At 67.2% G+C, this 13395-nt stretch carries 12 protein-coding genes and 1 riboswitch; of the genes, 7 read left to right on the plus strand and 5 right to left on the minus strand.

Annotated features, from left to right (window positions below; all coding sequences use genetic code 11):
- Positions 1-62: 62 nt before the first annotated feature.
- Positions 63-1580 carry an SNIPE associated domain-containing protein gene (locus tag FQ377_RS04055; protein ID WP_148599904.1) on the minus strand — a complete coding sequence of 506 codons (1518 nt, stop codon included), beginning with the start codon at positions 1578-1580 and terminating at the stop codon, positions 63-65.
- Positions 1581-2155: 575 nt separating this feature from the next.
- A complete protein-coding gene (locus FQ377_RS04060; RefSeq protein WP_148599905.1) occupies positions 2156-2839 on the minus strand; it encodes a hypothetical protein in 684 nt (227 codons plus the stop codon).
- 108 nt (positions 2840-2947) lie between these two features.
- Here FQ377_RS04060 and FQ377_RS04065 point away from each other — a divergent pair, with 108 nt between their 5' ends.
- The 5 genes from FQ377_RS04065 (at position 2948) to FQ377_RS04085 (ending at position 6895) form a co-directional block, all read left to right on the plus strand.
- Positions 2948-3439, plus strand: a complete 492-nt coding sequence (locus tag FQ377_RS04065; protein WP_148599906.1) for a DUF2975 domain-containing protein — start codon at positions 2948-2950, stop codon at positions 3437-3439.
- A 357-nt stretch (positions 3440-3796) separates the two neighbouring features.
- Positions 3797-3892, plus strand: a riboswitch (TPP riboswitch).
- Entirely contained in the window at positions 3884-4711 is an 828-nt protein-coding gene (thiM, locus tag FQ377_RS04070; RefSeq protein WP_148599907.1) for a hydroxyethylthiazole kinase, read from the plus strand. (Overlaps the previous riboswitch by 9 nt.)
- Positions 4708-5355, plus strand: coding sequence for a thiamine phosphate synthase (gene thiE / locus FQ377_RS04075; protein WP_148599908.1), 648 nt, complete (start codon positions 4708-4710; stop codon positions 5353-5355). The genes thiM and thiE overlap by 4 nt, the downstream gene beginning before the upstream one ends.
- Positions 5352-6197 (plus strand): bifunctional hydroxymethylpyrimidine kinase/phosphomethylpyrimidine kinase, encoded by an 846-nt coding sequence (gene thiD, locus FQ377_RS04080; protein WP_148599909.1) that lies wholly within the window; start codon positions 5352-5354, stop codon positions 6195-6197. The genes thiE and thiD overlap by 4 nt, the downstream gene beginning before the upstream one ends.
- Positions 6194-6895, plus strand: coding sequence for a TenA family protein (locus FQ377_RS04085; RefSeq protein WP_148599910.1), 702 nt, complete (start codon positions 6194-6196; stop codon positions 6893-6895). The genes thiD and FQ377_RS04085 overlap by 4 nt, the downstream gene beginning before the upstream one ends.
- A gap of 73 nt (positions 6896-6968) precedes the next feature.
- On the opposite strand, the gene FQ377_RS04090 is transcribed toward FQ377_RS04085, so the two are convergent.
- Together FQ377_RS04090 and FQ377_RS04095 are read right to left on the minus strand one after the other, a co-directional pair.
- Positions 6969-7958, minus strand: a complete 990-nt coding sequence (locus FQ377_RS04090; protein ID WP_148599911.1) for a phosphotransferase family protein — start codon at positions 7956-7958, stop codon at positions 6969-6971.
- A gap of 70 nt (positions 7959-8028) precedes the next feature.
- On the minus strand, positions 8029-9357 hold the full coding sequence (locus FQ377_RS04095) for a uracil-xanthine permease family protein (protein WP_148599912.1): 1329 nt from the start codon (positions 9355-9357) through the stop codon (positions 8029-8031).
- 99 nt (positions 9358-9456) lie between these two features.
- On the opposite strand from FQ377_RS04095, the gene FQ377_RS04100 reads away from it, so the two are divergent.
- Complete coding sequence (locus FQ377_RS04100) at positions 9457-10314, plus strand: SDR family NAD(P)-dependent oxidoreductase (protein WP_316245911.1); 858 nt, start codon at positions 9457-9459, stop codon at positions 10312-10314.
- On the plus strand, positions 10311-11678 hold the full coding sequence (locus FQ377_RS04105; RefSeq protein ID WP_148599913.1) for an aldehyde dehydrogenase family protein: 1368 nt from the start codon (positions 10311-10313) through the stop codon (positions 11676-11678). The genes FQ377_RS04100 and FQ377_RS04105 overlap by 4 nt, the downstream gene beginning before the upstream one ends.
- 20 nt (positions 11679-11698) lie before the next feature.
- Here FQ377_RS04105 and pgm read toward each other — a convergent pair whose 3' ends face one another.
- Positions 11699-13330, minus strand: a complete 1632-nt coding sequence (gene pgm / locus FQ377_RS04110; RefSeq protein ID WP_148599914.1) for a phosphoglucomutase (alpha-D-glucose-1,6-bisphosphate-dependent) — start codon at positions 13328-13330, stop codon at positions 11699-11701.
- Between the last annotated feature and the right edge of the window lie 65 nt (positions 13331-13395).

Here is a 13395-nt window from a genome sequence, read left to right on the forward strand (position 1 = left end):
GATTACGGGATAGCAGACATGGGAGGGCTTGACGCTAGGCCCATGCCCTCCCACCTGCTTCGTCAAGCTGTAGTGAGCTGAAGCGCCTTCCGTAGTTCGTTAGAAGTACTGAACTCGTCTGCCGGTGCGGCTTCTTGGTATTCGACGAGTTCGACTTGGTGCTCGACGAGGGCCTCTCGAACGGATGCGGGTGTTGCGTAGAAGTACTCACGGCGTAAGTTCACGAGATTGACGCGTTGCGTCGCGAAGTGCTGGTGAAGCATCGTCTCGATTCCGACAGCGTCCTTTGAGAAGAAAAGCGCGTGAACGTCGAACAGGAAGGGGACAGATGCATCGCCTAGTTCGCGCACGCGCTCCATGGGGTTCAGCCGTCGTGTCATGCCGATCTTCACGACGCCGTCACCGAATGCACCGAGATTTGAGATGACGTACACATAGCCTGCTCGTGTGTTGAGGGCGTTGTCCTCGGCATCGGCGAGTTTTGCTTCTGCTTCTTCGAGCTGTTCCTGGACACGATGGACGCCTTCAAGATCGCCGGTGGCTTGAAGCTGGGCGAGGACGTTGGAGTAGTGATCTACTTCCTTCTTTTGCTTTGCCTTGAGTGCCTCCCATTCACGCTGAGCCTTCGCTGTCTCGCGTGCTTCAGCGCGTGCTTCGGCTTCAACCTGCTTCTGAATAGCCAATGCCTCGAGATGCCGGGCGGCCAGCTCTACTTCCTGCTCTCGAAGTCGATGAAAGGCGCTGGTGATCTGCAACCCGATCATGGTTCCTCGCTTTGCTATCTGCTCACGTGACTTCTCGAGTCGGGCGCGAGCAGTGTCGAGGTTCCCTGCTTTGACGGTTTTGACGCAGTTCTCGGCCTCAGCGTTGTAGGCCCTTAGCAGCAGCGCAGAAAGGTCGCGCACAAACTTATCGCCCTCCCGGGCTGATCCGTTGAACGTGAACCCGGAGACCGTGGTCACGGCGGTCTTCTCACGCAGCTTGTTCTTGATGTGAGCACGGACGGTAGCTAGTTCGTCGGCAAGCTTCACGGACGTCTCGGCCGGGTGTTCATAATCGTAGAAACCGACGTTGTGCCGCTTTGCTACCTGGCGAACGTCTAGTACGTCGTTGCGCACGACAGCGAGCTGGGCTTCCGCGGCGGCTAAGTCTCGCTTAGCTTTGGCGATACTAGCGGTCAGTTCCGCGTCGTGGCGTTCTTTGGCCAAGCTGTCCATGACGCCGTACCGATTGAGGTCGGCAAGCATCTGGGCATTGGCGCGGTACACCTCATCGGCGTACTGCTTCAGTCCCTTCGCCGGAACAGGAGGTGCGCCCATGTTTGTCCGATAAGTCTTCTCAGCGCTCACACTGGTTGATTCGGCGGATACACCAAAGGCTTGCCGGTACTGCTTAACGACGTTCAAAAGGATCCAGATCACGCCTGCGGCAAGCAACAGACTGAAAAGGAACCCTTTCGTGGGTAGGAGCGCGATGAGAAGAAGTAACGCGCAAGCCACCCAGACATGGCGAGTGAATCCCGCGGGTCGCTTTTTTGGCTGAGCGGGTTCGGGCGACGCACCGGATGAGAAGTTGGACATAATTCCCCCAGATTTCAGTGATGATGCCCGAACGGTAACAGCTCCTACCGCCAGTCATCGCTTAAGTGCTGCCGACCCGGGACTTGAACCGCCCGGAGTGTGGCGGAGACAGAGGCAAAAATGCCAGTAAGCCAGTGCGCCTCCGATATACCGACAGCCTGCCGTGAGCTGGCCACGTCGACCTACTCACGGCACGCGCCTCAATTTCCGTAAGTCCGTTCGATTTAATGCCCGGTGCACGTCCAGATGTGAAACATGGAAACGAACCGGCGCCCACTTCGAGTGCCTCATAACCTACAGGTTTCCGAGACAGGCATTCATCTCCGTCGAAGCCGAAGAGCTTCCGCTAGGTATAGGGGCGTCGACTGTCTCAGAAAGTCGCCTCACCGTGAAGTGTCTCAGCGCTCCTGTCGCTAGGACTTTGTGGGACGGATCGCTGAGATGGGGCACACGGGCTACACCCGCGTGAGTGCATCGTCCTGGGACGCGAAGATGCAGCCCGACGCACTCGTGCCACCGGCGTCCGAAAACGAGCCATTTTTGCCGGTGGCCGTCCAGGGTGCCGACCTCTGGTTTCAGTCGCGTGAGGTGATGTCGCCGCTGATGAGGATCATGAAGGTGTGGTCCTCGGTGAGAATATTGACGAAGCCCGAATCGACGCTCAGGACGTAGCCGGTGATGGTGCCGTCGGTGGTGCCGATCTGTTCCTCGGGTACCCAGGGCGTCTGGACGAGGGCCGCGACGAAGAGGACGGCGACGCCGGTGACCCAGCCGACGCTGGTCATTGCGCTGGAGAAGATGCGTCGCATACTGCTTTCCTCCGGAAGGATGCGGATGAGGGCGAACATCCCGAACACGGCCGCTGCCGAAATGGGCAGCCACACGATCTGGAAGCTCACGGTCAGGGCGATCATGGTCACCGCGGCCAGGACGGTGGAGAGCACGACGACGGCCTGACGCCCGCGGGACGACCACACGAGGGTGGCGACCAGCAGCGGGAGGACCCCGATCAGGAGAATCGCCACCAGCAGGTATCCGGCCATGAGCGTCCCGACCAGAAGGGCGAGCCCATCGCTGAAGCTGATGGTGGTGCTCACCGCGAATGCGGTGTTCCAGTCGTAGCCGGAGACGGCCAGGATTCGCAGGAGCAGGAAGACGAACGCCCACGCCGCCGCCGGTGCAACGGCGCCGGCGAAGCGGGCAGCTGTCCCCGGGGAGTCGTCGGAGTCGGGGTTGGTCGTCTTCGCATGGGCGCTCACGAGACGAGGCTACTGGTCCCAGGGGCACGGTCTCATTCGGGAGAGCACGGCGGTCGGGAAAGTAGGCACCCTGTTGACCGACGTCAGCCGGAGGACGAGGATCGCGACATGACCAGGCAGGAAGCACTTCCCCTCCGTTTCTTCCTCGGGCTATGGACCGTCGCAGCCCTGCTGGTTCAGGTTGTGGTCATTCCACGGGCCGGCTCCAGTGTGGCCGGCGCCTACCCGGAAGTCGCACACCTGGCACCCCCGACCATCGCGGTCCTCATAATCGCAGTGATCGGGTTCGAACTGGCGATCGTGGCAGCCTGGTACCTCGTCTCGATCGCTGTGGCCAGCAAGGCGTTGACCGGCGAGGCGCGGCGCTGGGCCGACGTCATTGCGGCGTCGCTCACTGGCATGGCCGTACTCGGCGCCGGAGTGTGTGCATACATGGGTTTCGTCGCGAATATCGGAGGACCCGCAATGCTTTTCGGGCTGCTCGCCTCCCTCGCCCTGATCCCGATCGCCGTCGCGCTGCGGGCCTGGGTGATGAACTGGTTCGACCGAAGCGCCTCCGCCAGGAGCTCCGGGCTGCCCGTCCTGCCGACGATAGCCTAGAACCGCGCAGGATCTAGAGCACCGGGTCACCCAGCGTCCGCTGGTCGTTGAGCGACCGAGCCGGGGGCTGGACCAAGGGGCAGGTCTGCCGGATGACCGTGGCCTGGTTGGCCGAGGAGGCCCGTAGACCGGGGTCCTACACCTGGCCCTCGGGGCCCGCCGTGATTTCAGGATGCAGCTCGTGAGCACCAAGACGGGACAGGGCGAGCTGCAATCCACCGCCGGATGAGGGCGGGTCGGGTACGCGAGTGCAGGCCCACTCCCCGTCAGCCTGCGGGCCGTTGCCCGACGACGACCGCTCTCCGAAGTGTCGTGTGTGCAGGCCATTGTGTCGGAAGTGGTCTCATTGCTACGCTGCCGAGTGACGCGGGGTGTCGTGCTGCACGACTGAGATCAAACCCGTTGAACCTGATCTAGGTCGTACTAGCGAAGGGAACGTCGCCCATGTCGGCACCTCGTTCTGTCCATGCTGTCCGGTTCTCCGCTGCCGCTGTGGGGGAGCAACTGACCGCGATGCGCGGGCATGCTCCGCTGGTGCAGTGTCTGACGAACATCGTCGTCGCTCAGTGGACGGCGAATGTCCTGCTCGCTGCGGGAGCGAGCCCGGCGATGGTGGACAACCCGGAGGAATCCGGACCGTTCGCCGCTGTCGCCGATGCGGTCCTCGTCAATCTCGGCACGCCCCAGGAGGAGACGGTGGCTGCCATGCACGGCGTGGTGCGAGCGGCCGCAGTGGCCGGCACCCCCTGGGTGCTCGACCCTGTCGGGGTCGGCGGACTCCTCTGGCGTACACGGATCGCCTCCGACCTCCTTGCGCTCGCCGCTCCGGCTCTCATCCGCGGCAATCCCTCAGAAATTCTCGCGCTGTCCGGTGTGGGCGGCGGCGGGCGAGGCCCGGAGAGCGTCGACACCGCCGAGGACGCCGTCGATGTCGCGATGTCGCTCGCACAGCAGCACGGCACTGTGGTCGCGGTCTCCGGAGCGGTGGATCACCTCACCGACGGTACTCGCCTGGTGCGCGTGGCCAACGGACATCCGTGGCTCACCAAAGTCACTGGTGGCGGGTGCGCATTGGGTGCGCTCATGGCTGCTTTCGCCGCCACTGCCGACGACCCACTGTTGGCTGCCACGGCCGCGACCGCGACGTACACGGTGGCCGCCGATATCGCGGCCGAACGTGTGGCTGGACCGGGGAGCTTCGCCGTGGCCTTGCTGGATTCCCTCGCCTCTCTTGACCCGCAGGAGCTGGTCGACAGGGTGGTGCTCCGATGACCGCCCGGCCGCTGGATCTCAGCCTCTACCTCGTCACCGACACTGGTTTGTGTGGCCCGCGGGGGGTGCCTGCGACGGTGGAGGCCGCGGTCGCCGGCGGGGTCACGTTGGTGCAGCTGCGTGATCCGGGCGCCACCGACGCGGACTTCGTCGCACTCGGCCTGGCAGTGCGTCAGGTGTTGGCGGGGACAGGGGTGCCGCTGATCATCGATGACCGGGTCCACCTCGTCCGGGCCATCGGCGCCGACGGTGTCCATGTCGGTCAGCGCGACCTGCCGCCCGACCGGGCCCGGCATCTGCTGGGCCCTGACGCCATCGTGGGGTTGTCGGTCAGCACGATCGAGCACGTCGGCGCCGCCCGGGAGTTCGACGACGGCGTTGTTGACTACCTCGGCGTCGGACCGGTCCGGCCGACACGTACCAAGCCCGACCACGGCCCTGTGACCGGTCTCGGCGGAGCCGCCGCGGTGGCTGCCGCGAGCCCGTGGCCGGTCGTCGCGATCGGCGGTCTCACCGCGAGAGATGCCGGTGCGTTGCGCCGGAGTGGGATGGCCGGCGTGGCAGTGGTGTCAGCGGTGTGCTCCGCTCAGGACCCAGCGGGTGCCGCATCGGACATCCGGTCGGCCTGGGACGGCCGGCCATGAACTTCCGCCCACCTGTCGTCCTGACGATTGCCGGCTCGGACCCCTCCGGCGGGGCCGGCGTCCAGGGCGATCTGAAGACCTTCTCCGCACTCGGCGCCTACGGCACCGCGGTCCTCACGTCGCTGACTGCCCAGTCCACCCGGGGAGTCACCGGTGTCCATACAGTCCCCGCCGACTTCGTCCGCGCTCAACTGGACACTCTCGTCGACGACATCGCGCTCGACGCCGCCAAGATCGGCATGCTCGCCTCCGCGGCCACCATCAGAACCATCCTGGACTTTCTCGAGGAGCGCGCCGACACCGTGCCGGTCCTCGTCCTCGACCCCGTCATGGTCTCCACCGCCGGTTCCCGGTTACTGGCAGAGGACGCCATCGGACCGATGCGTCGACTGATACCGCACGTCTCCCTGATCACCCCCAATCTCCCCGAAGCCGCCGTCCTGCTCGATACCGACCCCGCCGAGGACCTCGACACCATGCGGGCCCAGGCTGCAACGCTCCAGGGAATGGGCGCTTCCCGGGTGCTGGTCAAGGGCGGTCACCTCGGTAGCGACACCCACGCCACCGACGTCTGGCTCGACGACGAGGGCGAGCAAATGTTGACAGCCCCACGGATCCCTACAGCCAACAGCCACGGCACTGGGTGCGCCCTCTCCTCCGCGATCGCCGCACTGGCACCGTCCACCGATTCCCTCCTGGAGGCCACACGCCAAGCTAAGATCTGGCTCACCGGCACCCTGCAGGCCGCGGACGCGCTCCGCATCGGACACGGCCCCGGCCCTGTGCACCACTGCCACGACATCTGGAGGAACCAGCACCACAGGAAGGACATCGTCCGATGAGCAGCCTGCACACCATGGCCGAGACCATCATCCGCGCCGGCGAGGACCCCGCCGTGTTCAGCGCCGTGGCATGGCATCGCACCGCAGGGGTCCGCGAGGCGATCGACGCGCTGCCGTTCCTGCGTCAGCTGGCCGACGCCACCCTGCCGGAAGAAATCTTCAGCCACTACCTCGCCCAGGATGCGCTGTACCTGGCCGAGTACGGCCGGGTGTTGGCCGCGGCAGCCGCTCAGGCCCAGTCGTCGCAGGAGATGGTCTTTTGGGCCCGATCCACGCGGGAAGTGATCGACGTCGAACGGCAGCTGCACGCCAACCACATCGGCGATCTTGCCGTCGTCGAGCCTTCACCGACCACGGTCGCCTACACCTCCTACCTGCTGAGCCTCGCGGCATCGGGGAGCTACCCGGTCCTCGCGGCCGGCCTCCTGCCGTGCTTCTGGATCTACGACGACATCGGCAGCCGGCTCAGAGCCGTTGCCGGTGACCTCGGTACGCATCCTTACGGAGACTGGATCGGCGCCTACGACGATCCGGACTTCACCGCCGCCACCGACACCGCCCGCACCATCGTGGATCACCTCGCCGGCCTGGCCGACCCCAGCACGGTGACGCGCATGCATGCGGCATTCCACCGGGCCACCCAGTACGAGTGGATGTTCTGGGATGCTGCCTACCGGCAGGAGACCTGGCCGGTCTGAAGGACTCCTGCGTGCGCCGCACAGGAGCACCCCACCTCCGTCCTGCCGACAACAGCGTAGAACCGCGCAGGACCTAGAGCACCGGGTCACCCAGCGTCCGCAGATGCCGCAGTGCCGTCGGTGCGTATTCACGCAGGGATTCCTCGTCGGCGTGCACGAGCAGGCGCAGCCACGAGGCATACCGATGCACCCCGGCCAGCGCAAGGGCGGGCTCGACGGCGGCGCGCAGCTGCGGCAGCGGTGCATGGTCCGTCCACCGCTCGAGGTACGACGTGACGACCGCGTCGATCCGCGGATCGTCCGGCGTCGTCCCCCACTGCTCGCGCATCTGCATGATCGGCACGAGCAGCGCGCTGAACGGATGCGCCCAGTAGGAGTCCGCGAAGTCCAGGAAGCGCAGCGGCTCCTCGCCGGTTCCCGGGAGGAAGCAGTTGCCACCGTGCAGGTCGTTGTGGTCGAGCGAGAGCGGCACGGGCACGGAGCGCAGCACGTCCACGGCCGCGGCGATCGCCGGGAGGCGCGCGACGACGTCGGCCGCCTCCTCCACGGACAGGTGCATCGGGTGCCCGGCCGGAATGCTCGTGTGGAGCTGCAGCTGGTTCTGGACGAAGTCCACGGCCACCTCGGGGTTCATGATGACCAGCCCTGCCCCGGCGAGCTGGTCCCCGTGGGGTGCGACGATCCGCTGCAGCTCGGCGAAGTCCACCGCGATCCGCGCCCAGAGGGCAGGATCGGACGGACCGAGACTGTCCACGGTGACCCCGTAGTCCGCGGTGAGCATCCACCCTCGGGAGGCCTCGATGACCAGCGGGGCAGCCACGCGGTCCGGTGCGAGGTCGCCGAGGACCGACAGGATAGAGGCCTCGGCGAGCTGTCCGGGGTTGTTCTCCTTGAACCACAGCGTGCCGTGATCCGTGGGCACCGCGAGCTGGGTGGACCAGAATCTGATGCGCGGCTGCTCGGCGGGCCCGGTGCGCCGCACCTCGAGGGCCCCGAGCGCGGTGTCGATCCACTGCTCGGCCTCCCGACGCCAGGCGGAGGAGGCCCAGAGTTCACTGGTCATGGGCGCTGCTCATGAAACACCGGGCAGGGCGGGAAGGCACAGCATGCGGCTCATTGTTCCACGCAGCCGGTCAGCCGAGCTTCGAGGGTCTGCTGCCGTGGTCGCTCGATTCGAGCTCCTCGGGACCGGCGACGTGCTCGCTGCCGCGGATCCGGGCGATCGCCGTCATGCCGTGGAAGATCAGCAGCGCAGCCGCCGTCCCGAGGGCGATCCCGGCGAACGTCAGCTCGCCGATCACCCACGTGAAGTCCGCGATGCCGATCACCAGCGCCACGCCGGCCGTGGACAGATTGATCGGATTCGAGAAGTCCACCTGGTTCTGCACCCATATGCGCACCCCGAGGATCCCGATCATCCCGTAGAGGACCACGCCCGCACCGCCCAGCACCCCGGGAGGGACGGTGGCGATCAGCGCACCGAACTTGGGGAACAGGCTCAGCAGGATCGCGACGATGCCGGCCACCCAGTACGCGGCGGTGGAATACACGCGCGAAGCCGCCATGACGCCGATGTTCTCGGCGTAGGTGGTGGTGCCGGAGCCTCCACCGGCGCCGGCGATCATGGTGGCCAGCCCGTCCGCCATGAGGGCCCGGCCGGTCAGGGGATCCAGGTCGCGGCCGGTCATCGCGGCCACCGACTTCACATGACCGATGTTCTCCGCCACGAGGACGAGGACCACGGGGATGAACAGCCCGACGACGGAGAGATGGAACTCGGGAGCAGCGAAGTCCGGCAGGCCGATCCAGGCCGCGGCGCCGATCGCGGCGAGATCCACCTCCCCGCGGAGCAGGGCGACGGCGTACCCGGCGAGCACGCCGACGAGGATCGACAGCCGCCCGAGAATGCCCTTGAACAGGACGGTCACGAGCAGGATCGCGAGCACCGTGACCAGTGCGGTGAGGGGTGCCTGGTCGAAGCTGGCCTTGGCCGTGGGCGCCAGGTTGAGGCCGATCAGGGCCACGATGGAGCCCGTCACGATGGGGGGCATGGCCACCTGGATCCATCGGGCGCCGGCGGTGTGCACGATGAACCCGATCACGGCCAGGGCGGCGCCGGCCATGATGATGCCGCCCAGGGCGCCCGCGGCCCCGTGCTGGGACTGGGCTGCGGCGATCGGGGCGATGAAGGCGAAGCTCGAGCCGAGATAGCTGGGGATCCGCCCTGCCGTGATGACGAGGAACAGGAGCGTGCCGATGCCGGAGAACAGGAGCGTGGTGGAGGGCGGGAAGCCGGTGATCAGCGGGACGAGGAAGGTGGCCCCGAACATCGCCACCACGTGCTGCGCGCCGATACCGATGGTCCGGGGCCAGCTCAGGCGCTCGTCGGGAGCCACGAACCCGCCTGCCCGCACGTTCCGGCCGTCCCCGTGGAGAGTCCAGCCGATACCTCGTATGCTCATGGGTCTGCCTTCCGAAGGCGATCGCGGGGGTCCCGGGAAATCCTACCGGCAGCGCGCGGGCTTCGATGCTACGTTGCAGAACAGCCAGAGAAAGGGCAGATGATGACATTCAGCATCACGGCACGGACCGTCCTGGTCACCGGAGCGGGCCGCGGTATGGGCAGGCTCTACGTGGAACGCGCCATCCAGGAGGGAGCTGCCGCCGTCGTCCTGTGGGACGTGGACGGGAACGCCCTGGAGGACGTGGTGACCTCCCTGACCTCGACGGCGACCGCGCTGCACAGCTACGTGGTGGACGTCGCGTCCCTCGAGTCGATCCAGGCAGCGGCGCAGTCGGTCCTGAACGACGTCGGGGTGCCCGACATGCTCGTCAACAACGCGGGGATAGTCCGTGGCAAGTACTTCTGGGAGCACGATCACACCACCGACATCGACGCCACCCTGGACATCAATCTCGGTGGACCGATGCACGTGACGCGGGCCTTCCTCCCGGCCATGATCGAACGCGGCACCCCGGGCAGCATCCTGAACATCGCGTCGGCCTCGGGAACCCTGGCCGTCCCGCGGATGAGCGTGTACGCGGCCACCAAGTGGGCCATGATCGGGTGGAGCGACTCGCTGCGCCTGGAGCTGGTCGAGGCCGGTCACCCCATCGCCGTCACCACCCTGATCCCCAGCTACATCAAGACCGGGATGTTCGAGGGGGCGCGCGGCCCGCTCATGACGCCGCTCATGGAACCCGAGTACGTGGTGGACAAGGCCTGGCGCGGAGCCCTCGAGGGCAGGGCCCGCGTACAGCTGCCCTGGACCGTCCAGCTCGCCGGCACCCTGCGCAATCTCCTGCCGCAGCCGGTGTGGGACGTCGTTGCCGGCCGCGTCTTCCGGGTCTACAGCTCCATGGAGAAGTTCACCGGGCGCCCGGTGAGCACCAGCACCGATCAGAAGGCAGACCGATGAACGCCGCAACACTCCTCGCCGACCACCGCCGGTTCTTCGACACCGGCGCCACTCGTCCCGTCGAGTGGCGCCGGGGGCAGCTCGAGGCCTTCCTGCGCCTGCTCTCCGAAAAAGAGGACGAGCTGACCGGCGCCCTCGAGGAGGATCTCGGCAAGAGCCGCACGGAGGGCTTCCTCTCCGAGGTGGCCGTGGTGCGGGCCGAACTGGACTTCGCCCTCAAGCACCTGGACTCCTGGATGGAACCCGAGAAGGTCTCCGTCCCGGGCGGGCTGCGCCCTGCGCGGGCCTGGACCCAGGCGAGGCCGCTCGGCGTCGTGCTGATCATCGGACCCTGGAACTACCCCATGCAGCTGGTCCTGGCCCCGCTCGTCGGCGCCCTTGCCGCGGGCAACGCCGCGGTGATCAAGCCCAGCGAGCTGGCTCCGGCCACGTCGACGGCGCTCGCGCGCCTGGTGCCGCTCTACCTCGACCGTTCGGCGGTGTCCGTCGTCGAGGGCGGGGTCGAGGTGAGCACCGACCTGCTGGCGCAGGCCTGGGACCACATCTTCTACACGGGGGGCGAGCGTGTGGGGAAGATCGTGATGAAGGCCGCGGCCGAGCACCTGACGCCCGTCACCCTCGAACTCGGCGGCAAGTCTCCCGCCGTCGTCCTGGACGGCGATCTGCGCACCATGGCCAGGCGCCTCGCGCACGGCAAGTTCATGAACGCCGCGCAGACCTGTGTGGCTCCCGACTACGTCCTGACGACGCCGGACCGGGCGCCCGCGCTCGCCGAGGCGCTGGCCGAGGCGGTGCGGGAGTTCTACGGCAGCGATCCCCGGGAGTCGGGCGACTACGGGCGGATCATCACGGACGACCACTTCGACCGGCTCGTGAAGCTGCTGCCCGACGGCAGGATCGTCTCCGGCGGCAGGCACGAGCGCGCCGAGCGGTACCTCGAGCCGACCATCCTGCGCGAGGTGGACCCGGGGTCGGCGCTCATGCAGGAGGAGATCTTCGGGCCGCTCCTGCCCATCCTCGAGGTGGTGGATCTCGACGCGGCCATCGAGTTCATCGCCGCGCGCCCGCACCCTCTGGCGGCGTACCTGTTCAGTGACAGCGGGGAGCACCTGACCGAATTCACGCAGCGGGTCCAGGCCGGCGGACTGGCCCACAACGTGAGCACCATCCAGCTCGCGGTCCCGGGTCTGCCGTTCGGCGGCGTCGGCACGAGCGGGATGGGCAGCTACCACGGGTACGAGTCCTTCCGGACGTTCAGCCACCGGCAGTCCGTGTTCTCCAAGCCCACCAGGATGGACACGCTCCGCCTCGCGTACCCGCCCTTCGGTCCGATCAAGCGGAAGCTGCTGCGCAAGCTCCTCTGAGGAGCGGGCGACGTCGCGCGTCAGCCGATGACGCCGTCCACCAGGGCCTTCGCCTCGGCCTGGACCTGGGCCAGGTGCTCCTCGCCCTTGAAGGATTCCGCGTAGATCTTGTAGACGTCCTCGGTGCCCGAGGGGCGCGCGGCGAACCAGGCGTTCTCCGTGGTGACCTTCAACCCGCCCACGGGCGCGCCGTTCCCCGGTGCCTCCGTGAGACGCGCCGTGATCTCCTCCCCGGCGAGCGTGGTGGCGGAGACGTCCGACGGCGAGAGCTTGCCGAGGGCGGCCTTCTGCTCACGCGTGGCGGCGGCGTCGATCCGCGCGTACACGGGCGCCCCGAACCGGTCGGTCAGACCGGCGTAGTGCTGCGACGGCGTCCTGCCCGTCACGGCTGTGATCTCCGACGCCAGCAGGGCCAGGAGGATGCCGTCCTTGTCCGTGGACCAGGCCGTCCCGTCGAGCCGCAGGAACGAGGCGCCGGCGGACTCCTCACCACCGAAGGCGAGCTCGCCGCTGAGCAGGCCGGGGACGAACCACTTGAAGCCCACGGGGACCTCCTGCAGCACGCGGCCGAGATCGGCGGCGACGCGGTCGATGATCGACGACGACACGAGGGTCTTGCCGATCGCCGCGTCCTGCCGCCAGTCGGGGCGGTTCGCGTAGAGGTACTGGATGGCGACGGCCAGATAGTGGTTGGGATTCATCAGACCGGCGTCGGGGGTGACGATCCCGTGGCGGTCGGCGTCGGCGTCGTTGCCCGTGGAGATGTCGAACCGGTCCGCCTGCCCGATCAGGGAGGCCATGGCGTAGGGCGACGAGCAGTCCATGCGGATCTTCTCGTCCCAGTCCAGGGTCATGAAGGCCCACTGCGGGTCCACCGTGGGATTGACCACCGTGAGATCGAGATCGTGGCGCTCGCCGATGGCCCCCCAGTAGTCCACGGAGGCACCGCCCATGGGATCGGCTCCGATGCGGACGCCCGCGGAGCGGATGGCGTCGAGATCCAGCACGGAGGGGAGGTCCTCGACGTAATGCTGCAGGAAGTCGTAGCTGTCGATACCCTCCGCCGTACGTGCCTGCGCGAGCGGCATGCGCTTGACGTCGCGCAGCCCGCCCTCCAGGAGCGTGTTGGCGCGGTTCGCGATCCACGTGGTGGCGGCGGAGTCGGCCGGCCCGCCGTGCGGCGGGTTGTACTTGAAACCGCCGTCACCGGGCGGGTTGTGCGAGGGGGTGATGACGATGCCGTCGGACTGCTCCGTGTGCTTCGCGTTGTAGCCGAGGATGGCGTGGCTGACCGCGGGGGTGGGGGTGTAGGCGCCCCGCGCGTCGATCAGCACCGTGACCCCATGGGCCGCGAGGACCTCGAGGGCCGTGTTCTGCGCCGGTTCGGACAGGGCGTGCGTGTCCTTGCCCATGAAGAGCGGCCCGGTGATGCCCTGGCCCGCCCGGTACTCCACGATCGCCTGCGTGATCGCCAGGATGTGCCCTTCGTTGAAGGAGGACTTCAGCGACGACCCGCGGTGACCGGAGGTCCCGAACGCCACGCGCTGGGCGGGATCCGTCAGGTCGGGTTCGACGTCGAAGTACGCGTCGAGCAAGCTGGTGATGTCGACGAGGTCGCTGGGAAGGGCTACGGTGCCCGCTCGGTTGGCCATGGCCCCAGCATGTCAAAGAACAGGTCCGATTACACCCGTAGGCCCGCTGCGTCTTCCCCCGAGCG

It is taken from the genome of Arthrobacter echini (assembly GCF_008107445.1).
Lineage (GTDB): Bacteria > Actinomycetota > Actinomycetes > Actinomycetales > Micrococcaceae > Arthrobacter_D > Arthrobacter_D echini_A.

What these genes read in the sequence shown, in the direction of transcription:
- FQ377_RS04105 (WP_148599913.1), top strand. Translation starts at nt 10,311, where the DNA reads ATGAACGCCGCAACACTCCTCGCCGACCACCGCCGGTTCTTCGACACC.
- thiM (WP_148599907.1), top strand. Translation starts at nt 3,884, where the DNA reads ATGTCGGCACCTCGTTCTGTCCATGCTGTCCGGTTCTCCGCTGCCGCT.
- FQ377_RS04090 (WP_148599911.1), bottom strand. Translation starts at nt 7,958, where the DNA reads ATGACCAGTGAACTCTGGGCCTCCTCCGCCTGGCGTCGGGAGGCCGAG.
- FQ377_RS04100 (WP_316245911.1), top strand. Translation starts at nt 9,457, where the DNA reads ATGATGACATTCAGCATCACGGCACGGACCGTCCTGGTCACCGGAGCG.
- FQ377_RS04095 (WP_148599912.1), bottom strand. Translation starts at nt 9,357, where the DNA reads ATGAGCATACGAGGTATCGGCTGGACTCTCCACGGGGACGGCCGGAAC.
- thiD (WP_148599909.1), top strand. Translation starts at nt 5,352, where the DNA reads ATGAACTTCCGCCCACCTGTCGTCCTGACGATTGCCGGCTCGGACCCC.
- pgm (WP_148599914.1), bottom strand. Translation starts at nt 13,330, where the DNA reads ATGGCCAACCGAGCGGGCACCGTAGCCCTTCCCAGCGACCTCGTCGAC.
- FQ377_RS04065 (WP_148599906.1), top strand. Translation starts at nt 2,948, where the DNA reads ATGACCAGGCAGGAAGCACTTCCCCTCCGTTTCTTCCTCGGGCTATGG.
- FQ377_RS04055 (WP_148599904.1), bottom strand. Translation starts at nt 1,580, where the DNA reads ATGTCCAACTTCTCATCCGGTGCGTCGCCCGAACCCGCTCAGCCAAAA.
- FQ377_RS04085 (WP_148599910.1), top strand. Translation starts at nt 6,194, where the DNA reads ATGAGCAGCCTGCACACCATGGCCGAGACCATCATCCGCGCCGGCGAG.
- thiE (WP_148599908.1), top strand. Translation starts at nt 4,708, where the DNA reads ATGACCGCCCGGCCGCTGGATCTCAGCCTCTACCTCGTCACCGACACT.